At 45.4% G+C, this 24933-nt stretch carries 15 protein-coding genes; 2 read left to right on the plus strand and 13 right to left on the minus strand.

Annotated features, from left to right (window positions below):
• Positions 1–250 precede the first annotated feature (250 nt).
• On the minus strand, positions 251–1051 hold the full coding sequence (locus tag LN893_RS00695; protein ID WP_229967282.1) for an energy transducer TonB: 801 nt from the start codon (positions 1049–1051) through the stop codon (positions 251–253).
• Positions 1052–1156: 105 nt separating this feature from the next.
• Positions 1157–3790 (minus strand): DUF3857 domain-containing protein, encoded by a 2634-nt coding sequence (locus tag LN893_RS00700; RefSeq protein ID WP_229967284.1) that lies wholly within the window; start codon positions 3788–3790, stop codon positions 1157–1159.
• Between the two features lie 151 nt (positions 3791–3941).
• Between LN893_RS00700 and LN893_RS00705 the strand changes: the two genes are divergently transcribed.
• Positions 3942–5798, plus strand: a complete 1857-nt coding sequence (locus LN893_RS00705) for an ABC transporter ATP-binding protein (RefSeq protein WP_229967286.1) — start codon at positions 3942–3944, stop codon at positions 5796–5798.
• A 77-nt stretch (positions 5799–5875) separates the two neighbouring features.
• On the opposite strand, the gene LN893_RS00710 is transcribed toward LN893_RS00705, so the two are convergent.
• From LN893_RS00710 to LN893_RS00740, 7 genes are all read right to left on the minus strand, one after another.
• A complete protein-coding gene (locus tag LN893_RS00710) occupies positions 5876–6736 on the minus strand; it encodes a DUF8692 domain-containing protein (RefSeq protein WP_229967288.1) in 861 nt (286 codons plus the stop codon).
• 661 nt (positions 6737–7397) lie between these two features.
• On the minus strand, positions 7398–9179 hold the full coding sequence (locus LN893_RS00715; RefSeq protein WP_229967290.1) for an SLC13 family permease: 1782 nt from the start codon (positions 9177–9179) through the stop codon (positions 7398–7400).
• 192 nt (positions 9180–9371) lie between these two features.
• On the minus strand, positions 9372–9812 hold the full coding sequence (locus tag LN893_RS00720; protein ID WP_229967292.1) for a hypothetical protein: 441 nt from the start codon (positions 9810–9812) through the stop codon (positions 9372–9374).
• Positions 9813–10136: 324 nt separating this feature from the next.
• Positions 10137–10763, minus strand: coding sequence for a rhomboid family intramembrane serine protease (locus LN893_RS00725; protein ID WP_229967294.1), 627 nt, complete (start codon positions 10761–10763; stop codon positions 10137–10139).
• A gap of 112 nt (positions 10764–10875) precedes the next feature.
• Positions 10876–11850, minus strand: a complete 975-nt coding sequence (locus LN893_RS00730) for a polyprenyl synthetase family protein (RefSeq protein ID WP_229967296.1) — start codon at positions 11848–11850, stop codon at positions 10876–10878.
• Between the two features lie 7 nt (positions 11851–11857).
• A complete protein-coding gene (rnr, locus tag LN893_RS00735; RefSeq protein ID WP_229967298.1) occupies positions 11858–14143 on the minus strand; it encodes a ribonuclease R in 2286 nt (761 codons plus the stop codon).
• Positions 14144–14445: 302 nt separating this feature from the next.
• On the minus strand, positions 14446–16269 hold the full coding sequence (locus LN893_RS00740) for an ABC transporter ATP-binding protein (protein WP_229967300.1): 1824 nt from the start codon (positions 16267–16269) through the stop codon (positions 14446–14448).
• A 148-nt stretch (positions 16270–16417) separates the two neighbouring features.
• Between LN893_RS00740 and LN893_RS00745 the strand changes: the two genes are divergently transcribed.
• Entirely contained in the window at positions 16418–17026 is a 609-nt protein-coding gene (locus tag LN893_RS00745) for an HAD family hydrolase (RefSeq protein ID WP_229967302.1), read from the plus strand.
• Positions 17027–17233: 207 nt separating this feature from the next.
• On the opposite strand, the gene LN893_RS00750 is transcribed toward LN893_RS00745, so the two are convergent.
• From LN893_RS00750 to LN893_RS00765, 4 genes are all read right to left on the minus strand, one after another.
• Positions 17234–17869, minus strand: a complete 636-nt coding sequence (locus LN893_RS00750) for a lipoprotein signal peptidase (RefSeq protein WP_229967304.1) — start codon at positions 17867–17869, stop codon at positions 17234–17236.
• A 111-nt stretch (positions 17870–17980) separates the two neighbouring features.
• Entirely contained in the window at positions 17981–21337 is a 3357-nt protein-coding gene (ileS, locus tag LN893_RS00755; RefSeq protein ID WP_229967306.1) for an isoleucine--tRNA ligase, read from the minus strand.
• The gene (locus tag LN893_RS00760) at positions 21315–23816 is read right to left on the minus strand and encodes an efflux RND transporter permease subunit (protein ID WP_229967309.1); all 2502 of its coding nucleotides are present in this window, start codon (positions 23814–23816) and stop codon (positions 21315–21317) included. The genes ileS and LN893_RS00760 overlap by 23 nt, the downstream gene beginning before the upstream one ends.
• Before the next feature lie 134 nt (positions 23817–23950).
• Entirely contained in the window at positions 23951–24097 is a 147-nt protein-coding gene (locus LN893_RS00765; protein ID WP_229967311.1) for a hypothetical protein, read from the minus strand.
• Positions 24098–24933 lie beyond the last annotated feature (836 nt).

A 24933-nucleotide genomic window follows, 5' to 3' on the forward strand; every position in this document is an offset into this window, starting at 1 on the left:
CAAGTTATCCTCCTGTAACTTCAGAAACACACGCTCCTGGTAAACTTATTTCAACTTAATGCTAATCATCACATTCAAGACAGCAAAAAGGCACCCAATAAAGTATAGCTACGAGTGCGCTGATCTACATTGACTTATCTTGATTCGTAATCCATTGTAGCTTTTAAAAACTTTGTTCCGTGCTAAAGAGGTATAAGCCACGGCCAAAAGCAAGTCAGAAGATGGGCTTTATGATGTTTTTAATGCCGTGTTATAGCGAGAACCTTATTGGCAAATTATAACGAACAGGCACAAGCTCTCCTTCCTGCGAACCTGCTCTCCACCTTGGCATAGCTTTCACCACTCTTACCGCCTCTGCATCTAAATCAGGATGAACACCTCTCACTATCATAATGTCTCCTATCGTGCCGTCTCGTTCTACAATAAAAGAAGCCACTACCATTCCCGAAGCTTTAGCCTTGCGAGCAGCTTTAGGATAATTAACATTAGACCTTATGAAGTTCATTAGCTGCGGTATGCCTCCTGGAAACTCAGGCATTTCCTCGGCAGGATAATAAGGCAAAATACTACCGTCTTTCGCGTACACCTCCCCTTTCATCATTTTACCAGAAAGGTAAATCTCCAATCGGCGGAGTGCTCCATCATCGTAAAAACCTTTCAGGGTATCCTGCAACTCCCCATTTACATAGCGCTTCTCAAAATGCTTCTGCCCGTTTTTGTACCAGGAGGTGTACTGCCCCACAATTTTATTATGCTGATAATTGACAGCGCTTTTCAGTTGCCCGTTCGTGTGCCACTCTCGGAATAAGCCGTGACTAACCCACTTACCACTCCTGTTCTGTACAAAATCTTTAAAATGGCTCTCCTTTACAAGCGTGTCGCCCAAGGTATAACTTTTTACAACTGCTGAACCGTCACTCTGAACATCAATCACATCATAATGATCAGCCTCAGCCTTGTTCACCTCCTGATTCCATCTATTGAAATACCGTACCTCCTGCGCCTGGGCAGAGGTCCCTAAACAAATGGTGGCTATTATGGCTATAGCCATTCTTATCTTTTTCACTTTTCCCTATTAATGATGTTGATGCTAAATTCTGATGTTACAACACACGAAGGTACTATTTATCCTGATTTTCAGCAATTAACTACTCTGCTAGTTTAGTACTCCTGCTTGCTCAGCCTCATCTGTTATAATAGGTTCTATAATTGGCGCAGGATGTAATTGCTCTACAAAAGTGCCTTTAACCCGATGCGACAGGTAAAAATAAGGTATCCACACTGCCGCTGCTATAAAGGCACGAAACGTTTCTGTTGTAGTGTCATCTCCTCCTCCATCCAAGGGTAAGTCTAGCAAGTACATTAGCGGGTATTCTGCAACTATAAAAACAAAGTTAGAGGCGTAAAAGATAACCATAAGGCGCGGCACGCTTGTTCTACGCCTGTAGAACAAGTAAACAAGTATACAGCTATACACAAAGAACGCTATGTTGAATGCCAATTCAGCTACTACAACTCCAGCTAACGCACCAGAGACCGCAGCAGAGTTCCCCCAAAACCCATCCCACACTGTTTGCTGAAAGTAAACTTCGTCAAAAATAACAAACAGCATGCGCAGCGGCGTTAAAAACAATCCTATAGCTACCAGAATAAGCCATCCTCCTATCGGCTCTCCATCGGCCAAACTGTAGCTGGGTGCTGGAGCTGGATCATAATAATATAGTTTGTAGGCTCCAAAAGCGGCAGCACCAAGTACAAGTAAAGCAAAGAGAATAGACACTGAGCTAAAGTCTGTAGCGGTGCCACCACCAGTCAAGGCTTTATTATAGGTAAGGCCATAGCTCATTTCATCCAGTATTTCGTTCTGCTTCTTCACAAAAGAAGCTACTGCGTCAGCAGGCACATGATCCTGTAAGGTTTGGTAAGTGTAAAGTAAATTTACTTCTCTGCCATCAGGGCCATAATGTACATCTTTTGTGAAGGTGAAAGCATCGTCTTCTACATTGTAGTTTTCGTTAGCTACTGGCCATTCTTCGGGCAGCAACACTGTTATCTTATGCTCAACAGCTGTCGGATAGCTTAGGGCCAATGGCATGGTACGCTTGGTTGTCTTTGGCAGGCTAACATAGCCGCGCAGTACCTGCGGGTAAAAACTGGCCTCTACTATTTCTTTGTTCTCTTTCTGCTCCACCCAGAGTTCGGCTACATTGTATTTTTCTATGGTGGTGAAAGTATTAGAGGCTTCGTCATCTTCATATCGTATTTCCGCTGCTGCTTCAATTTCGGGATAACTGCTGGCGTAAAAGTTTAGGTAAGACTTCGCTATGTCTTTTAAACTGGTAGAGGCAAAGTAACTGCGCTGGTAGTCGGCCTGGGAACCGTGGTATTCTGTGTGTACCTCCAGTTCTGCTGCACCTCCTACGCTGTTGATGTTAAAAATCTCCTGCACCTTCACCCTGGCTGTTTTGGCAGCATTGCTCTGCACTGTTTCCAGGCCTTTGGTATGTGGCGCTATCACAAGTGCTTTGCCGTACTCGGGCAGGTAAATATTATAGTAAGTGCCACGCTGTTTGCTCATGGTGGCATCGTACCATAGCGTCTTTCCTTTTTGCACTACCTGCACAATGCAGTGGTTAAAAGCGTGTGGCGAAGGCAAAACATCCTCAACATGCTTCTGAGAAGACGAACTTACTAAAGCGGGATAAGCCGTAATACCCATCTGCCGCAGCATGGTGCACAACAGCAAAGCTTTGTCTTTACAGTCGCCGAAGCGCTGCGCAAATACCACCGATGGATCGCGTGGCTTGAAGCCTCCTATACCTGCCTCCAAACCCAAATAACGCACTTCGTCCTGTACAAAGCGTAAAGCTGCTACAATACGATCGCTTTCTGTACTATATTGGGCTTTTATACTATCAATTTTGGCAGAGAGTGCTTTACTTGGCTTTGCTTTTATATCGTATAGCGGAAGCGCCCACTCCGCCACCTGCCCCCACGAACTAAACTCCGACACATAAACACCAGGATAGGGATCATACCACTCAGGCACCTCTCCATCCACTACGGTGGCAGGTACGTTTTTGGCATGCCAGGTATAACTGGTTTTGCCGTTGGCAGTGGCTATGGTTGGTTTTTGATCTGAAAGGTAAAGCTTAAAGTTAAGCTTGCGTTGCTGCGGCACTACAATGTGTACAAACAGTTCATCTGTCGGGTCGTAGTTCTGCAGGTTAAAAACATTAAAGAACTTGCCTCCAAAAACAGGATTTGCCCCTTTTATCGTAGCTGCATATTCTACAATATCGCCCACGCGCACATCCTCCAGCACCAGCACAGCTGTCAGGCTTTCATCGTAAATTTTACTTTCCATTCCCTCCTCCCGCTGCAGCACCTTCACTTTGTCTATGTTCAGCTTATCGAGCGGTTTACCGTTTCGCCAGATTATTACCTTGTGCATCAACAGTTGCTCGTGGTTCGGGTCGAAGTAAAAACTAAGCTCGGAGTTGTTCTGAACGCCTTCCTCTGATGTGATCTTATAGATGTTGTGATAAAACACCTCTTCCTGCTCCACCTCGTACTGCTTGTCGAGCAGCAGGTAATAATAGCCGCCGTTTACATTTTTCGGATCTATTTTAGTTTGAATATTGTGCGGGAGCTTTTTAACCCAGGTAGGCTCTGGTGCATGCTTTACATGGCGAGGTGCCGCTAAGGCAGAGAAATGCCAGAAAAAGGCCAGTAATAAAAAGGCAAAACGGGCACCGTTAAGTTTGTTTAGGGGGTAAAAATGCTTCATGCTTCCTACAGCTATATTTCTTTCTAAATATAATTTAATTTTGGTATACTGTTGTTTCGCGCCATGATTTTTCTGTTCTGGTTATCAAAATATTAGCACCAGGAGCAGGTACAGAAAGAACAAGTTTGGAACAGCAGCTGTTATAACTGTAATGAGTGATATTAAAAAAGGAAGAAGAGCCTCCGCGGCAACCGAAGGAGAAGAGAAAAAGAGTTTTAAAGAGCAGCTGGGAGCCCTGAAGAATCTGCCAAAGTTCTTTCGCCTGATCTGGGAAACGAGCAAGCGCATGACCATTGGCAACCTGCTGCTGCGCCTGGTAAAAGCGGCCATTCCCCTGTCTATGCTTTATGTGGCAAAACTGATTATTGATGAGGTGATCAGGCTGATAGACGTGACAGATGGCGGTAATTTATCTTACCTCTGGATACTGGTGGCGCTAGAGCTGGGGCTGGCGCTGCTTTCAGATATTATAAACAGAGGCATAACGCTGCTGGACAGCCTTCTGGGCGATCTTTTCTCTAACAGAACTTCTATATCCCTGATAGAACATGCCGCCAAGCTGGACCTGGCGCAGTTTGAAGATGCCACTTTTTACGACAAACTGGAGCGGGCCAGGCGGCAAACAGTTACGCGGGTGGTACTTATGTCGCAGGTGCTCTCGCAGGTGCAGGATGTAATTACCATTGCCTTTCTGGCCGTTGGTTTGGTGGCCTTTAACCCGTGGCTTATACTCATACTCTTAGTAGCCGTTGTACCCTCTTTTCTGGGAGAAAGTCATTTTAATGAGCGTACCTACTCCCTTTCACGTTCCTGGACGCCTGAACGCCGTGAACTGGATTACCTGCGCTACATTGGGGCCAGCGACGAAACCGCCAAAGAGATTAAAACATTTAACCTTTCAGGTTTTCTATCAGGGCGTTTCAAAACACTCTCGGATAGATATTACTATCTGAACAAAAGTCTGATTGTGCGCAGAGCAATATGGGGAACTTTACTTTCTGCTATAGGAACGCTTGCCTACTATGGAGCTTATGTGTTTATACTTTTCCAAACGGTGGCAGGCGCAATAACGGTGGGTACTTTAACCTTTTTGGCAGGCTCCTTCAACAATATGCGTGGCCTGCTGCAAGGCATCATGACACGCTTCTCCCAGATTGCGGAGAGCGCCTTATACCTGCAGGATTTGTTTGATTTTCTGGAGCTGCAGCCGCAGATTACGCCTCCTGCCAACCCTCTGCCTATCCCTCGCCCTATACAGCACGGCTTTACCTTCGAAAATGTCGGTTTTAAGTACCATAACAGCGAACGCTGGGCGGTGCGCCACCTGTCGTTTCATTTAAAAGCAGGCGAAAAACTAGCTTTGGTAGGCGAAAACGGTGCAGGCAAAACCACTTTAGTAAAGCTGCTGGCCAGGCTGTATGAACCAACAGAAGGACGTATACTGCTGGACGGAACCGACCTCCGCGACTATGACCTGAACGACCTGCGCCACCAGGTGGGCATCATTTTCCAGGACTACGTGCGCTTCCAGATGTCGGCCTCCGATAACATCGCCATAGGCCAGATCAGCAACATAAGCGACAGCGAACGTATTCAAACATCTGCCCGCAAAAGCCTCGCTGATAATGTAATCCAACGCCTGCCAGGTAAGTATGAGCAGGTGCTGGGTAAGCGCTTCAACAAAGGAGTAGAATTATCTGGAGGCGAGTGGCAGAAAGTAGCTTTAGCCCGTGCCTATATGCGCGAGGCCCAGTTACTAATATTGGATGAGCCTACTTCTGCCCTTGATGCACGCGCCGAACACGAGGTGTTTCAGCGCTTCTCGGAGCTTATTCAGGGTAAAACAGCTGTGCTCATCTCCCATCGTTTTTCTACCGTGCGTATGGCGGACCGTATCCTGTTTCTGGAACAGGGCCAGTTAAAAGAACTAGGCTCACATGAGGAGCTGCTTGCAAAGAATGGCAAGTATGCTGAACTGTTTACGCTGCAAGCGAGGGGGTACTTGTAAGGTAAAATGTTATTTTGAGTTAGAGATTTTGAGAGTTAGAGGATTAAAGAGTTAGTAGGCTGAAGAGTGGCAGCTTTTTAGTTATCAGAAAGTCCTAATACTACTTCTTTATCTTTCAAAGCTATTTGCTCCACTTCTGAAAGCTTTATTTTTGGCTGCTTACTTCTGTTGGCAATATCCAAATTTAAAGAAAGAGAGGCAGGGTACTCTTGCATAGCCAGGTATGAAAGCAGGGCTCTTATAAAGAAGATAATACCGAGCATCTCTAATGTTTCTTCTACAGTTACACACAACTTGAAATAAATATCGGAATACACGGCATCACCTCCTGCTAAGTCAGCCAGATAGCCCTCTATCATTTCCATTCCTACAGCTCCAGTCACAAACATGGTCCCTGCTATAACAAAGTTGACAGAGATTTTCTTGGGTAAGGAAAAAATAAACTTGAAGTAATATACTGCTATAAAGGCGCAGATAACCAGGTAAGGTACAATCCAGGCGTAGTACAGCACACCTAGCTCCTGCTGCTGAAAGGTATTCCTTAAAAAGGAGCTGAAAGGTGTTCCCAACAACTCATGCAGCATGAACAACTCGTCCAGAGCTAAAAATGCAAAAATGCAGCCTAAATAAAGCCACTGCTTATGATATTGAGGGTTTGCCTGTCTCTTTGTAAGTTTGGAGACGTAGAATAGCAGCCCTGCGCTGGCAGCCAAAATCAAGGTATTAAAGTAGGTTGGGAGGTTTCTCTCCGCATTAAAATCGAAGAGAAGAACCACATAGGTTTTAAGCGTGAAGCTATCTGCCATGGTGGCTTTACCTATACGGGTTAGGTAAGAATCTACAAAGATGGAGACGAAATTTAGCAGAATAAGTACTGCCAATACTTTCAGCAAAAAGAGGTAGATGGAGGAAGGTTTAACTTGTAAAGATATTTTCATAACAGTTAGAGAATTCAGAGAGCTTTCAAAAGGTGTACTACATAGTTGAATATACTCTTCTAACTATGTCAAAACGGTATCTTAAAATATAGTATTCTTTATTCTGCTTTCAATAAGTATAGCTAACTAATGCTATTTCTTACTCCTCTTCACAACAAGCCTTCATCACTGTATCATGCATTAGAAACATTAGCTGGCTTGAATACAGTTAATTCCTCTACCAACAAACAGTAGGATTTAATTGTTATAACATCTGGTAATTTTTTAGAAAAGTACACGCTCCCTAAAATTTACCTTAGCAAATGCTTCAGGCGTGGCATTGTTACCAACTATGCTAGTTAATGATTTGTTAATGTTTTAGTAACGTTAACTTAACATAAATTGTTAAGATATAAATTGATATTTAGCTATCAAATGATTGGTTAGAGTTACTTTACAGAAAAAGTGAGGCTTGTAAAGGTGAAATTTGTATAGCTATAACATAAAGAATTGAAAGAGGAAGGCACGGTTGATATCTGAAATGGCAATAGAGAATACTAAGTTCTACCAAAGAAGATTATCTCTAAAGCAGCCTCTAACAACTCTAGCACTTAGTCACATAATCAACCACAGTGAAAACAAAAGGTGATCTGCCTTTACAACGCCACACGTGGAACATTGCTTAAAACGGAAAGAAAAAAGGTATGAGTAGAGAAGCGATCAGCCAGAACAGGAGGTTTAGAGGAGTTCCTACTTTTAAAAAATCAGAGAATCTGTAGTTGCCTGGGCCGTAGATCATGGTGTTGGTTTGGTAACCCATGGGCGTCATAAAACTGAGGGAGGCGGCGTAGGTAACTGCCATCAGGAAAGGTTTAACACTTACCCCCATTTGCTCTGCTGCAACAATAGCTATAGGAGCTAGCAAGGCTGCCGTGGCATTATTAGACATAAAGTTGGTAGCCATAAACGTAATAAAGAAAAAAGCCGATAGAAGCGCATGAGGTCCATACTTGCCAATTCCTTCTACCATAAAGCCAGACAAAAGCCTTGAAGCTCCAGTTTTATCTAAAGCAGCACCCATAGAAAGCACGCCTGCCAGCATAATAACTACCTTCCAGTCTATTGCTTTATAGATTTCATCTACACGGATGCAACGAAAAAGAAGCAGCAGCATGACACCCACCAAAGCACTGACCACAATAGAAACTAAACCGATGGCCGCAGTAAGTATAACCCCTGTACTGATCAACAGCACTGGAATAATTTTACTGTAGTCGTAAGAGCTACGTTCTGTTTCCGATATTAAAAGAATATCCTCATTCATCCGAAGCTTCTCCGCCTGGTAGGCATCAGCAGCAATTAAAAGAACGTCTCCTGGCGAAAGCTTTACATGTGTTAACTTTTCATGCAGAATCTCATCACGATGCCGTATGGCAAGAACTGAAGCCCCGTAATTATAGGCTCTAAAGTTTAACTCTTTCAAAGATTTTCCCTCTATGTAAGAGTTTGGGGGTATGATCGCCTCAAAAAGTTTCGTGTGGCTCAGGTATAGATCCTTTTCTCTGATTTTACGCTCCGATTTTAATTCTATGCCCTTTTCTGCTTTCAGCTTCTTCAGTTTTTCTACATCGCAACGTACTTTCAGCACATCGTTTGCGTGCAGTACCATAGATGGGTATGCCTTAAGTACTTTGCCCTGATCACGTGTTACCTGCAGCACTTCTATATCTAGATTTTGTACAAGGCTTGAATCGATTATAGAACTCCCCACAGAAGAAGAATCGGGCAGCAGAATGATTTCTGTCAGATATTTGCCCATTTTAAAGTCTTCTGTAAGGTCTTTAGATAATTTACGGTTTGGCAACAAATGCCTTCCTATAAAAAAGATATAAGCAACTCCAGAGAGTAGAAAAACAATGCCTAAGGGAGCAAATTCAAACATTTTTAGAGACTCCTCTCCATGTGCCTGTACAATGCCGCTTACCAAAATATTGGTAGAAGTACCTATAAGCGTGCAGACACCTCCCATTAGTGCTCCGAAAGATAGAGGTATCAAGAGTTTTGATGGACTAATTTTAGTTTCCTGGCTTACTTGTATTACAACTGGCATAAGCAGTGCCACAACAGCCGTATCGTTTATAAATGCCGATAAACCTCCTGCGATTAGCATAAGTGACAACAAACAAAACAGATAGTTTTTGCGGCCCACGCGCGTGAGCATGGTGCTTATGCTATTCAATGCCCCAGACTTGAAAATAGCTGTACTGATAATGAACATGGCTGCTACCGTTATAGTAGCAGGATTACTGAAACCAGCTAATCCTTCGGCAGGAGTAAGCACACCCGTAGCCATAAACAGCACCATGGTAAGCATTGCCACCGTGTCTATCTGCAATTTTTCGCTTACGAAAAGTGCTACAGCTATGCCTATAATGGTTAGAACCAGCCAAATTTCAAGAGTCATACATGGGTGGTAAGTTATAGTTTAGCAAAAACTGCCTTTGTTCTTTTGCTAATATACAAAAGCGCAGAAAATAGCCTGATAGCGGCGTAACCATTAAAATGGTAACTATAACTTCAATTAATCAGATACGGTTACACGGGCGGTAAAATAAGGGAAAGATAAAAGCAGAGATGATGAGTAAAGTTTTATGAATTAATATTCCACAGAAACCTTGTTCAACCATTCATCAGCTTCCTTTAATGTAGCAAAGTTTCCTACAACAAAGCCTGTATGATCGGCTATAGCCTTAGCTTGGAGATTAGCAATTTTATCGGCAGGTATAACGTGGGCTGTTCTTGCAACACCTGCTTGCATTACAAGTTTATGCGCCTGAGCGTGTAGATCGTTTAGCTCTTGCGGATGAGTAATCATTGAGCTCATATCCGTAAGAATAGTAAAATTGGGCTTAACAAGACGTAACGCTGTTTTCCAATGTTGCAAAAACTCTGGCACAGCATCTTTATTTTTCCAATAGCCAATAATAGTGAAATAAACCCTGTTCTTGCTAGGGTTGTATAGCAACTTGTAGCACAGGTTTTGGGCAACCTGTACTATAGACTTCTCTTGGGATATCTGGATGTTAGAGTTGTACATAATCTTACATCCTCTTACGTGGATAGTATTAAAATGGATTATATTATTCCTTCCAAAATTAGACTTATTTTATAAATATTGCTATTAAGCTGCAAAAAACCAATACTATACATATACTGTACACCATTTAACCGTACAAAAGTTATTGTACTTTAATGCTTTAGCAACCAAACTTTCTATCCTGCTTAGCCCACCACACAGCTTAATCTACACTGTGTTATATGCCTATCTAGATCACATTTATAAAGGAGCAGCAAAAGCCATACTCCTTTTATATTGAACAAGCTTCATACTTCTACCAGCCGCTAATTAAGATATTACTGATTACCCAAACATGCGCCAGTTACTGATCTGCTCAAAAAAGTTAGGCAAGGCCTGTGGCACCAGTATCAGGCTTAGCACAAAGCCGTAAAGGGCACCCACCAAGTGCGCACTGTGATTCACGTTGTCGCCCATACGCTTGTCTTGGTAATAGGAGTACATAATATACAGCACACCAAGTATAAACCCAGGGAGGCAAAGCAGAAAGTATAGACAAATATTATTTGTCGGGTAAAAAAGAATACTAGCAAATACCACAGAAGAAACTCCACCAGAAGCACCCAAGGCACGATAAACAGGGTTGTTACGGTGCTTGATATAAGTAGGAATATCTGCTACAATAATACCTCCCAAATAAACCAAAAGGTACAGCAGTATACCTGTTGTTGGGCCGAAAATCATACTAAAAGTCATTTCTACAGCATCTCCAAAGAAAAACAGCGTTAGCATGTTAAACAGCAGGTGCGTGAAATCGGCATGCAGAAAACCAGAGGTGATGAAGCGGTACCAGGAATTATCGCGCTGCACGGCATAGGGCTGGAAAATCCATTTATGCATAATGTCAGCATTTTGCCAAGCATACCAAGAGATGCCTACGGTGATGATAATTAGAATTATGGTAACGCTCATTTTTAAATTTTGAATGACTGAATGATTGAATAACTGACTGGATACATAGTTAAACGGTTCATGAAGGGTTCTAATATTTCAGAGAACCAACCATTTAACAACAAGTTAGCGATTAGCTATCCCGCTCCATCAGCTGCAGAGCCAGGCCGCGGATAACTGCTTTCTGCCCCTCTGGCACCTGCACCGAATCTAAATGCTCAATAGCTTTCTGGAAGTATAGCTCTATCTGCTGTTCGGTTTGCTGACGAATGTTGAGTTGGTCGTATACTTGAGTAATGGCTCGTACTTTTTCCTCGGCTATACTTTCGTTGGTATGGCTGCGCCAGCCAACTATCGTTTGCAATTGCTCCTGGTTCGCCTGCTCCAGCGCCGTTAGCATCAGGAAAGTCTTTTTATCAGAGAGGATATCGCCGCCCACCTGCTTTCCAAACTTGTCTTTGTCGCCGTACACATCCAGCAGGTCGTCGCGGAGCTGAAAGGCAATGCCAATGTTGTTGCCGAAAAGCCGCAGGTGCTCGGCATCGGCAGCTGGTGCTCCCTGTAGTACAGCACCTAATTCTAAACTAAACCCAAGCAGCACTGCCGTCTTCAGCGTAATCATGTGGATGTACTCCTGTATGCTTACCTGCTCGCGCTGCTCAAAATTCATGTCGTACTGCTGGCCTTCGCATACGTCGGCGGCGGTTTTGCTGAAGAGTTTCAGCACCTGCGACAGCTTGTCCTGCTCTACGCCCAGCAACAACTGGTAAGCCTGCACCAGCATCACATCGCCACTCAGAATAGCTATGTTGGCATTCCATTTTTCGTGCACGGTTTGCTGCCCACGTCGCAGCGGAGCCTTATCCATTATGTCGTCGTGCATCAGCGTGAAGTTGTGGAAAACCTCTACTGCCGCAGCGGGCAAAAGTGCGCTTTCCACATCCTCATCATACATTTTTGCAGCCAAAAGCACCAATAAAGGCCTTATGCGCTTTCCGCCCAACGACATAATGTAGCGGATCGGTTCGTACAGTTCCGCAGGATTTTCGCCGTAGCGGAGGGTGGATAAAGTATAGTTTATCTTGTCAGAAAGGGTGCTGATATCCACAGAAATTTTAATGTTGTTTTAGTGTCTCTACTAGTTCCAGATCGATGGTACGGTCGTTCATGTTCACACTTTTTACTTCTACCATCACCTCATCGCCAAACGAAATAATGCGTTTGCTCTGGCGACCTATAATGCGGTAGTTGTTTGCATCCAGCTCATAGTAATCATCGTTCAGGTCGGATAAGCGCACCATGCCTTCGCACTTGTTTTCTTCGATCTCCACAAAGATACCCCATTCTGTTACACCAGACACAATGCCTTTGTATTGGTTGCCGATGGTATCTTTCATAAACTCCACCTGCTTGTATTTGATTGAGGCACGTTCTGCGTCGGCGGCACGTTTCTCCATCTCCGAAGAATGGCGGCAACGCTCTTCGTACTCCTCCTTGTCTTCTGACTTGCCACCATCTAAGTAATGCTGTAACAGGCGATGCGCCATCATATCAGGATAACGACGAATAGGCGATGTAAAGTGTGAATAATGATCGAAGGCAAGACCGAAATGCCCTTCTGGCTCGGTACTATACTTTGCTTTCGCCATAGTTCTGATGGCCAAGTTCTGCAGTACGCTCTGTTCAGGCTTGCCCACTGTTTCCTCGGCCAGGTTGTTCAACTCTTCCGAAATGTCGCCTTCAGGATCGACTTTATAGCCGAATTTAAGGGCAAACAACGAGAAAGTGCTCAGCCTGTCTGGGTCTGGTGCTCCGTGCGTACGGTATACCATGGTAGGGCGACGCTTGCCTTTTCCGAGGTTGTAAACATACTCTGCTACCTTTTTGTTTGCGAGTAGCATAAATTCCTCAATCATCTTGTGTGCATCCTTGCGCTCCTTCACATAGATGTACAGCGGCTTTCCGTTCTCATCCAGCTTAAACTTAACCTCTGTTGTTTCAAAGCTGATAGCACCGTTTTTAAAGCGCTTGTCTTTTAGCTTATGTGCAATGTTGTTCAGAATGTTGATCTCTTCTGCAAAGTCGCCTTCGCCTGTTTCGATACGCTCCTGCGCCTCTTCATAAGCAAAGCGGCGGTCGGAATAGATAATGGTACGGCCAAACCACTGGTCGTAAATCTTACCGTTATCATCGAGTTCAAAAACAGCGGAGAAAGTCAGCTTTTCTTCGTTCGGGCGAAGGGAGCAAAGGCCGTTTGAGAGGCGCTCAGGCAACATTGGTATCGTTCTATCCACAAGATAAACCGAGGTGGCTCTGTGGAAAGCTTCCTTCTCCAGCACGCTGCGTGGTGTTACATAATGCGTTACATCGGCAATATGCACCCCAATTTCCCAGTGCCCGTTCTCCAGCTTCTGTATCGATAGGGCATCGTCAAAGTCTTTCGCATCGGCAGGGTCTATGGTAAAGGTGGTTACATCTCTAAAGTCACGGCGCTTTGCAATCTCGCCTGCTGTTATCTTCTCCGATATCTTTTCCGATTCTTCTTCTACCTCTTCAGGAAATTCAAAAGGCAAACCGAACTCTGCCATAATAGAGTGAATCTCGGCCTCGTGCTCACCAGCAGGACCAAACACACGAATTACCTCGCCTGTCGGGTTTTTGCCAGCGCCTTTTGGCCACTCCACAATCTTCACCAATACCTTATCACCAGCCTGTGCCCCGTTTAGGCCGCTTTCGCCCACAAACACATCAAAATATAGTTTCTTGAAATCGGGCACCACAAAACCAAAGTTCTTAGAGAGCTCCATAATGCCTACCAGTTCGGTGCGCGAGCGCTCCAGCACCTCTACTACCATGCCTTCGGCACGACCACCGCGAACAGTTGGCAGCACTTCCACCTTCACCAGGTCACCGTCCATGGCATATTTCAGGTGCTCCCTGAAAACACGCACGTCCTCTTCCATCTCCTCCGACACAATGTAGGCATACTTACTGTTAGCCAGATCCACACGGCCCGTAATAATGTTCACGCGCAAGTTCAGTTGGTACTTATCGCCGTCTATCAGCAGCAGTTTGTTTTCGTGCACCAGGTTCTTGAGTATTTCCGTTACCGACTCACGGCCTTTCTGATCTACGATGCCTAAGCGGCGGAAAATCTGGCGTTGCGTGAAAACGGTATCAGGGCTGTCGGAGAATGACTCCAGCACAATGGTTTTGGCCGATTTGCGCTCTCTGTCGCTACGGGAGCTGCCCCTTTTAGAAGAGCCGCCTCTTCTGGAGGATGATTCGCCTCCTTTACCTGATGAACTTCTGTTAGAGGCTGAATCTCCTCTGCGGGAGCTGCTTCTGTCGTTGCGGCTGTCTTTGTCTCTGCCGCCTTTGTTGTCTTTTTTACTTCTCATGTATCAATATTATCTCTATGGATGGCTTTCAATGTGACAGCCGAATCCAAAATTCTTTAACCCAAGCAGTTTAGATACTATACGCCTTAGGCAGGGGCTTAGGTTAAAGTAGGCGGGTAATTTGAGGTGAAGTTATAGAGAAATTTCTATATAAACGGTTTTGTAGGGGAATTAGTGATGCGGAAGGAAGTGGTGACGAAAACACAACAACAGCAAAACATTACTTCGGATATGCTTAGTACAGCCGCAAGATATCAATTTATGGTATATCGAACGCTCTCGTAAAAGCAATGGTGACAGGTTTAGTTTACCCGCATCGCCTGCCGTCTCTCCTGTGCCGCCATAATATCTGCTGGTTCCCCTTTCGGGATGGCACTGATGAGGGTGCGGGTGTATTCCTGCTGCGGATTCTGAAAGATCTGATCTGGTGTGTCGCTTTCCACGATCTGCCCTTTGTTCATCACCAGGATGCTGTCTGCCATGTACCTAGCTACGGAAAGATCGTGGGTGATGAAAAGGTATGTCATCTGGAACTCCTGCTTCAACTGGTTCAGCAGGTTCAGCACCTGCGCCTGCACCGAAACATCCAAGGAAGAAACAGCTTCATCACAGATAATAAACTTCGGCTGCAGGGCCAAGGCTCTGGCTATACTTATCCGCTGCCGCTGCCCACCCGAGAACTCATGTGGATAACGATCGAAATGCTCTGGCAAAAGTCCCACTTTCTCAAGCAGTTCCATTGCTTTTCCACGGCGTTCTTTTGTGCTGGCATACAGTTTATGCACGTGCATCGGCTCCATTACAGCCTCGCCTATCGTATGCATCGGGTTGAGGGAAGCGTAAGGGTCCTGGAAAACAATCTGAAAATCACGGCGGCTTTTGCGCAAGTCTTCTGCCTGAAGCTTTGTAAGATCTCTGCCTTCAAAAAGAATATTTCCTTCTGTAGGCTCTATAAGCCGTATAAGCACACGGCCTAGGGTAGTTTTTCCACAACCTGATTCGCCTACCAAGGCAACTGTTTCACCTGTTTTTATCTCAAAACTGACTCCATCTACAGCCTTTGTGTAGTCAATGGTGCGGGAGAAGAAGCCTTTCCTGAGGGGGAAGTATACTTTCAGGTTTTCCACCTGCAATAAAGGCGGCTGTAGGCGCTTCTCCTGCTGCTGCTTTAGGTCTGTCACCATGTTTTCATGGTTACTCACCACACCAACCAGCAATGGCTCCCGTACCTCTCTTGTCTGCTTTATGATGTTCCCAAACGCATCCTCCTCCATAAAATCTGAAACGGTAGGAAGTATATACTGCGGCTTAAACGACATCTTCGGACGACAAGCCAGCAAGCCTTTAGTGTAAGGGTGCTGCGGATTAGTGAAGATATCCAGCACCTTTCCCTGCTCTACTATTTTGCCCTTATACATTACCAGCACACGATCCGCAACTTCGGCTACTACCCCAAAGTCGTGCGAAATAAACAGCACCGCTGTGTTTTCCTTTACCCGCAGTTCATCCATCAGCTGCAGGATGCGTGCCTGTACCGTTACATCTAAAGCAGTGGTGGGTTCATCGGCCATAAGTAGGCTGGGCTTGCAGGCCATGGCCATGGCTATCATTACCCGCTGCTTCTGCCCTCCCGAAATCTGGTGTGGATAAGCGGCATAAATTTTCTCTGGATTTGGCAGCTTAGCCTGTTCAAAAAGCGCTATAGTTCTTTCTTTGCCCTCTTTTCTGGAAACATTCTTGTGAAGCAACAGTACCTCTGCCACTTGTTTTCCACAGGTAAAAACGGGGTTCAGCGACGACATCGGCTCCTGGAAAATCATAGAAATCTCGTTGCCCCGCACCTGTTGCATCTGCTTTTCAGGTAAAGCCAACAAGTCCACTTGCCCCAGCTTCTGCGACTGAAAAATAGCCTCGCCTGCCGCTATCTTAGCTGGTGGCGTATGCAACAGCCGCATCAGCGACAAAGCCGTTACCGATTTCCCTGATCCCGACTCTCCCACTATCGCCACTGTTTCGCCAGGATATACTTCAAACGAAATATTATCGACGGCTTTTGTAGTGCCATGCGGTGTGGAAAAAGTAGTTTGGAGGTGCTTTACCTGCAGTATAGGTGCTGTTTTGGGCAAGTTTGTTGAAAGTTTGTGTTGTTGTAAAAGTAAGAGTTTTTATACTGAAGCTTTTAATTCCATCCTAGATTTTGAAACCTTGAAGCTTGATAGCCGATACAGGAGGTGCTATCTTTAGCCACAATATTAAAGTGATAAAATATAAACTATGACAAATACGATCATCTTCGATCTGGGCGCTGTACTGATCGACTGGAACCCGCACTACCTGTACCGCAAGCTGTTTAAAGAAGAAGCCGATATGCTGCACTTCCTCGAAAATATCTGCACCCCCGACTGGAACGAGGAGCAGGATGCTGGCCGCTCGTTGCAGGAAGCTACTGATTTGCTGGTAGCACAGTGTCCTGAGCATGAGGAGAACATCAAGGCTTTTTACGGCCGCTGGGAGGAGATGCTAGGCGGTGCTATTGAAGGTACAGTTGAGATATTCAATGAGTTGAAGGAAAAAAACAAGTATAAATTCTATGCTCTTACGAATTGGTCAGAGGAGACGTTTCCAATTGCGCAGGAACGTTTTGAATTCCTGAACTGGTTTGATGGCATTGTGGTGTCGGGTACTGAAAAAGACCGCAAGCCTTTCCCTAGTTTTTACAACACGCTACTGAACAGGTATAATCTAAAGCCAGAGGAAACGCTGTTTATTGATGATAACCTGCGCAATATAAAAGCAGCTGAGGAAATAGGTATACCGTCTATACATTTCACTTCGCCTGAGGCCTTACGGGAGGCGCTGCAGGAAAAAGGAGTACTGGCGTAAAAGATCAAAACCATTTTGCTCTGTAGCTGGCAAGACACTAACAGGTCTGGAAGACACTGTGAGGTCATGCGGCATCATATAAAAATAGAAGGGGCTGCTCCATGTGGAACAGCCCCTTCTATTTTTATGCTTTGGGTCAACTATTGAATGCGGCAGTGTATGCCTCATTTCTATTTTATAATTTTTAATTCTTAATTAAGCGCAGCACTACAGTCCTTGCTCCTGCTCTCGCTCAAAAGTAGGTTGATGTTGCCGTGCTGGTTCTTCATTTGTGCCGAAGAAACGCTTCTGGTTTAACAGGATTAACAGCACACCTATAAAGATGGCAGAATCGGCAACGTTGAAGATTGGCCATAATGACATAGGACGGCCACCAAGTAACGGCACCCATTCAGGTATGTAACCTTCCCATATATCCACATAAAACATATCGATTACCTGCCCATGAAACCAAGGCGTAGACGAACCATAAGGCGCATTATCGAACCATACACCGTAAAAGGTACTGTCGATGAGATTACCAATAGCACCACCTAAGATAAGCGCTATGCACCAGATTAAGCCTTTAGGAGCTTTGTGGCTGGCCAGGTAATACAGGTAATAGCTGATACCGAACATGGCAACCAAACGGAACAGCGTCAGGATCAGTTTGCCGTAGTCGGAGCCTAACTCCACACCAAAGGCCATACCTGGGTTCAAGGTATAGTGCAGCTTCAACCAATCGCCAATCAAATGAATTTCACCTGGCATACCCATCTCCATGTTGTAATGCACGATGAGCTTCACAGCCTGATCAATCAGAATGACGATTAAACTCGCCAGGTAATACTTCCAATATTTCATAAAAAAGAATTAAACAGCCATTTTATATTTAAACGATGGCTGTACCTATACTTCATGAGCAAATGCAGGCGCAACGGCAGGCTTCTACTTACCGCTGCGCCTCATTTGTGTCTAAGCGTTTACGTTGGCCTCTGTCTGAAGCTGGATGAACACCTGGTATTCATCTATATCCAGTAGCGTGGCACCCTGCAGTTCTTCCACCAAATTCAGCGAAAGCGCCTGCGTTTCGGCACAGATATAATCGCGGAAGTTTTCTACGGCAGCTTTTACGTCTGCATCAGATACTTGTAACGCAATATGTATCTTATCCTGTACTTCCAGGTTATTATCTTTACGCAGATTCTGGATACGGTTTACCAAATCACGGGCAATACCTTCCTGCTTCAGCTCTTCCGTAATGGTGATGTCCAGCGCCACGGTCAGTTTGCCTTCGTTAGCAACAAGCCAGCCTGGTATATCTTCCGAAGAGATTTCCACATCTTCTGGTGTTAATATCGCACGCTCATCATCATTCAAAAGCACCTCAAAACCACCTTCACGCTCCAGTTGGGCAATATCCTCCTGCGTCATTTGCTGCACGGCGGCGGCTACTAATTTCATCTTCGGACCAAAAACCTGACCCAATTTCTTGAAGTTCGGCTTGATCTTCTTCACCAAAATGCCTGAGGTATCGTCGATATATTCCACCTCTTTCACGTTCACCTCGCTCAGGATCAGATCTTCCACCGCCTGTATCTGCTCTCTTGTATGATCATTCAGTACAGGAATTAGGATACGCTGTAACGGCTGACGAACTTTGATCATGTGCTTCTTGCGTAGCGAGTGCACCAGCGACGAAACAGTCTGCGCCAGTTGCATACGCTCTTCCAGGTCTTTGTCTACCGCGCCTTCGGCTACTACAGGGAAATCGGCCAGGTGCACAGACTCAACATTGTTCTTGCCGCTCACGCTATTCAGGTCGCGGAACAGTTGTTCGGTGTAGAATGGTGCGATAGGCGAAGCCAGCTTTGCGATAGTTTCCAAACAAGTGTAAAGCGTTTGGTAAGCAGCGATCTTATCTTCGTTGTACTCACCTTTCCAGTAACGTTTGCGGTTCAGGCGCACGTACCAGTTACTCAAATCATCTACCACAAAATCCTGTATCGCACGGGCAGCCTTGGTCGGATCGTAATCCGCCAGATAGCTGTCTACCTCCTGCACCAGCGTGTTCAGTTTCGAGATGATCCAGCGGTCGCTTTCGGTTCTTCTTTCCAGCGGCACATCGGCTTCGGCATACGTAAAGTTGTCAAGGTTGGCGTACAGCGCAAAGAAAGAGTACGTGTTCTGCAGCGTACCGAAGAAGCGACGCTGTGTTTCTACCACGCCATCAGCATTAAACTTTAGGTTGTCCCAAGGTGGCGCATTCGAGATCATGTACCAACGCACCGCATCAGGGCCATACTTTCCAATCATCTCAAATGGATCGACAGCATTGCCGAGGCGCTTGCTCATCTTGTTACCGTTCTTGTCCAGCACCAGGCCGTTTGCGACTACGTTTTTATAGGCTACGCTGTCCTCCAGCATCACCGCCAGCGCGTGCAGCGTAAAGAACCAACCACGTGTCTGGTCTACACCTTCTGCTATATAGTCGGCTGGGAAATTCTGCTCAAATATTTCTTTGTTCTCGATTGGGTAATGCCACTGTGCATAAGGCATCGCACCAGAGTCGAACCATACGTCGATTAGGTCTGTTTCTCTGCGCATTGGCTTCCCTGACTTGCTTACCAACACGATGTTATCCACGTACGGGCGGTGCAGGTCTTGTATGTCTACAGCGGCGTCCATTACACCTGCTTCCACCGCTTTCGCCATTTCTTCGTTTAGCTGCGCGATAGAGCCGATGCAAAGTTCTTCTTCACCGTCTTCTGTTCTCCAGATCGGCAGCGGCGTTCCCCAATAGCGCGAACGGGAAAGGTTCCAGTCCACCAGGTTCTCGAGCCAGTTACCGAAACGGCCTGTACCCGTAGATTCTGGTTTCCAGTTGATGGTTTTGTTCAGCTCGATCAGCCTGTCTTTAACTGCTGTGGTTTTAATGAACCAGCTATCCAGCGGATAATAAAGAACAGGTTTATCGGTACGCCAGCAATGCGGGTACGTGTGCTCGTATTTCTCTACTTTAAAAGCTTTGCCTTCTTCTTTTAATTTGATGGCAATCTTTACGTCTGTAGGCTTGTAATCAGCACCTGTCTCGTCTTCGCCTGTGTAGTTTTTCACGTACATTCCTGCGAAATCTGTTACCTCAGGCACGAAACGACCTTGTTTATCCACAAGCGGCATTGGCTTGCCATTCTCGTCGGTTACCAACAGCGCAGGTATGTTATTTTGTGCTGCAACTCTAAAGTCATCTGCACCAAAGGTTGGCGAGATATGCACAATACCTGTACCGTCTTCTGTTGTTACGAAATCACCTACCACCACTCTGAAAGCTGGCTTATCTGGCTGCACGTACGGCATTAGCTGGTGGTATTCCACACCTGCCAGGTCGCTGCCTACAAACTCTTCTACTATTTTAAAAGGCACCAGCTTATCGCCAGGCTTGTAGTCCTCAAGAGCAAGGTCTTTTGCTTTGTCGCTGAAGTAGCGGCTTACCAGGTCTTTGGCCAGTATAACCGAAATCGCATCAAACGTATACGGGTTAAAGGTTTTCACCTTCACATATTTGATGCCTTTGCCCACAGCCAACGCCGTGTTAGAAGGAAGCGTCCATGGCGTAGTTGTCCAGGCTACGAAGTGTACCTTCTCGTCTTCGTTCTCGAAAAGGAACATGTTGCGGGTGATCTTCTTCACCTCAAACTGCGCTACGATGGTGGTGTCTTTAACCATTTTGTAGCAGCCTGGCTGGTTCAGCTCGTGCGAGCTCAAACCTGTACCTGCCCCTGGCGAGTACGGCTGTATGGTGTAGCCTTTATATAAGTAGCCTTTGTCGTAGAGGCGCTTCAGCAGGGCCCAACAAGACTCGATATACTCATTCTCGAAGGTGATGTACGGGTTGTCCAAGTCTACCCAGTAACCCATCTTCTCGGTCAGGTCGTCCCACTGGTGCTTGAAGCGCATCACTGTTTCGCGGCAGCGCTGGTTATACTCCTCTACCGAAATGGTTTTACCGATGTCCTCTTTCGTAATGCCCAGTTCTTTTTCTACCTGCAGCTCTACAGGCAGGCCATGCGTGTCCCAGCCACCTTTACGGTTTACCTGGAAACCTTTCAGGGTTTTATAGCGGCAGAAAATATCTTTCACGGCACGCGCCATTACGTGGTGTATTCCTGGCGTACCGTTAGCCGATGGCGGTCCTTCGTAAAACACGAACGGCTTGTGGCCTTCGCGCGTCGAAACTGACTTCGCGAAAATATTCTGCTGCTTCCAGAACTCCAGTACTTCATCGCCCAGCTTGGCGTAATTCAGATTTTTATACTCGTTGTACTTTACCATTTTCAGGTTCTTCTTTTTCTAATTTTAATTCCAGCTGATCCAGGTCCAGTTCCTCATCATCCTCCGCAAAATAAGCCTCGTCTATCTGCTCTATTAAAGCATAAGGGTCGCGGGCATACTTGCCATTGTCGAAACTCATCAGCAGGGTTGGCAAGATAATCAGGTTTGTGAATAATGCAATCAATAAACTGATAGACATCAACAAGCCTAATGCCTTTGTGCCCCCAAACTCCGAGAATGCAAAGATAACGAATCCGAAGAACAGGATAATGGAAGTATAAATCATACTTGTACCAGCTTCCTGTAAACTTGCCGTGATTGCGCGGCTCACGTTAAAACCGTTCCGCTGCAGCTCGTACCTATACTTTGCCAGGAAATGTATAGAGTCGTCTATGGCTATTCCTAAGGCAATGCTAAAAATAAGAGCTGTGCTTGGCTTCAGCGGTATGTTGAAAAATCCCATCAAACCACCTGCAATCAGCAGCGGTACCATGTTCGGAATCAGCGATATAACTACTACCCGAATAGATTTAAACAACAAAGCGATGGTTATAGTTACCAACACAAATGCTAAAACCAAACTGGAGCTCAGGTTGTTGATAAGGTATTCGTTTCCTTTGATGAAAAGCAGTGTTGTACCTGTCAGGCTCACAGATGTTTCGCTGCCCGTGTCATCGCGAGTAAATTTAGTAATGTTGCCTTCCTCGGTTACGGTTACGCCCTCACCACCATATATGGCGGCAAGTTCTGGTTTTATTTTTTTCTGGATAAGCGTGTCAAGTTCTCTTGAACCCACATCGGCTACTTTTAAGGAGATGCGGGCACTTTGGCCTGTGCTGTCTACAAAGGAACGGAGCAGGCGCTGATTCTCACCTTTGTCTTGTTTGGCCAAATAACTGAAGACGAAGTTGCGCTCGGTATTATCGGGCAGGCGGTACGAGTGCTGGTCGCCTTCGTAAAAAGCTTGTGTGGCAGTTTTCACTAAACCCACCACAGAGATAGGCGCAGAAAGGATTGGCTGCGTGCGCAGGAAATCCTCCAACTTCTCCAGCTTGCGCAGGTTCGGCAGGCGCATCACGCCTTGCTTCGTGCCAGTATTCACGATAATTTCCAGCGGCATTACCCCGTTAAAGTGCTGCTCAAAAAAAGCAAGGTCGGCATTTACACTACTTTCCGCAGGCAGATCATCCACCATATAGGAGACAGTCTTCACCTTATAAATACCCCAGCACGAGAGCCCCAGTGCAATGACCAGGAAGAAGTATACCAGGTGACGCTTGCGGTGCACGATGTAATCGAAGAACTCCAGCAGTTTGTTTAGTGGCTTGGCATCGAGGTGGCGCAGCTGGCGTTCGGTAGGTGCTGGCAAATATGAGAATACCGCTGGTATCAGAATCATGCTAATGAAGAATGTCACGAAGATGTTGATGCCTGCCACCACACCAAACTCGTACAGCACCGCGATATGTGTAAACGTGAACACAATAAAGCCGATGGCCGTGGTAGTATTGTTCACTAAATTCACCAAACCGATTTTGCTGATGACACGGGCCAACGCTAGGATCTTATTGCCATGCCTGCGGTAGTCTAGGTGGTAGCGCGCCAGAATGTAGGTGGAGTTCGGAATTCCGATCACCACTATGATGGAAGGTATAAGTCCCGTTAACAGGGAGATTTTGAAACCGAGCAGCGAGATGATGCCCAGCACCCAAACCACCACCACACTGATAACTAGCAGCGGGAACAGTACGGCATAAAACGATCGGAAGAAAAGGAACAGCGATACACCTGTCACGAGTAGGGCCAGCACCAGAAATAGCTTCATCTCTGCCGCTACCTTGGTCGTCATTACAGAGCGAACAAAAGGCAGGCCTGCGTAGTGTAATTGTATACCTGTATTTTTGGCGAAAGCTGCTGAATGCTCCAGTATCTGGTCCATCACCTCCACCCGCTGGGCAGAGTTAAGGTAAGCAGGCTCCATACTTATAGCCAGAAGTGTAGCGCCTGTTTTCTCGTTGATAATTTGCCCGTCGTAGAAGCCTTGGTTACGCACCTCCTGCAGCAGCGAATCAAGTTGCTGCTGGTTTGTAGGAAAAGGCTCAAAGATGTTTCGGGTGATGAACTTACGCTCTGCAGTATCTTTTTGTACCTGCGCCAAGTTGGGCAGCGAAATGACTGCCTTCACGCCTTCTACTTTCGTTAGCTCTCGCGAAAGCTTTTGTAGCTTCTGGAAGTTCTGCAGTTGGTATACTTTGCTATCCTGCATCCCCACCACCAGAACATTGCCGTCTTCGCCGAACGTTTGCTTAAAGCGGGTAAAGTAAACCATATCGGGATCGTCGGGCGACACCACATTGGCGAAATCGTAACTCATTTCTACGTCCTTGGACTTGTAAGCCATGAACGCAGTAAGTATACTTAACAGGATGATGAGCCTCAGCCTGTTCTTGATAATGAAAATGGCAATCTTATTCCACATGATCAGCTACAATTCGGCAAAGGTAATAAAATTGCCTGTGCTTCTTTGCCTGCTGCAGCCTTAGTACTTTAAAAACCAATTATTCCTGCACACTTTATTTATGATGAAAGCAAATAGCCTCAGCCAAGGTGAGACTATTTGCTTTCAGATGAAGATGATTTGCTTGAGTCGTTCTGCGGCACACAGTTCGGCACCTGCTTCCCATCCTTCTCCTTCATACCCACCTGCTCATAATTTTTCCAGCAGGGGTCTTTTTCTTTGTCGTTCTTGTTGTTTGCCATTTCTAGTTTGTTGGTTTACCTATAGATACGGCTTTCTTCTTAAGGCAGACAAGAGGTTTAGTGAAGGCCGATTTACTTTAGCCGAAGCTTAAAACATTCAGGTGCAGCAGGTTACATTTGATTGTTAAATCGTATACTTACAACTGTTTATAAATATCTGCCTTTCTTCTCTTAGTTATGGTAAGAGGCCTTTTTCAGCTGCTTTTCCCACAGCCTTATAAGCTTTCTAAATTTTGCTTAGAGCTTACTGTCACCTCCTTCACTCCTGCTGTTGCTTATTCTTACTTCTTGTGGAAAGCTACACTTGCTTCTTGTTTTAGGCAGCTTTTAAAGCTTTTATGCTTTCATTTATTCACAGCTTATAGCTTTAAGGAGACTAATATTACCAAAAATTTATTTTACATAATTATTAAACTTAGAGACAAAGTATAAGATCTGCACTGCTGCTCAACCTCCCTCACAAAAAATACTTTCAGAATGACAGGGGGAAATGGAATTAGGAGTAGGATTAGATGTGACGGAAATATGATGGGTACAACTGTAAAAGGTACTCTGAATACAAAAGTCTCCTGCCGTTGTTGCGTGTTCTCACCAAAAACGGCAGAATTCTTCTAGCCAAGAACAAACCTAAAAGCATGCCTAGCGATAACATAAATGCGGTTGTATAAATGCCAGTTTGTAAAGGCATAGATAACAGATTATAAAGCACTACCACGCAAGTTGAAAACTTGCCTCATGAAAAGCTCCAAGTTGAAAACTTGAAGCATAGTTTTGAAGGTGTAGAGGCAAGATTAGCAACGCCTTATTTTTCTACCTACAGAGTACCTCTTTGCAAA

This window comes from Pontibacter harenae (assembly GCF_020907245.1).
Classification (GTDB): Bacteria; Bacteroidota; Bacteroidia; order Cytophagales; family Hymenobacteraceae; genus Pontibacter; species Pontibacter harenae.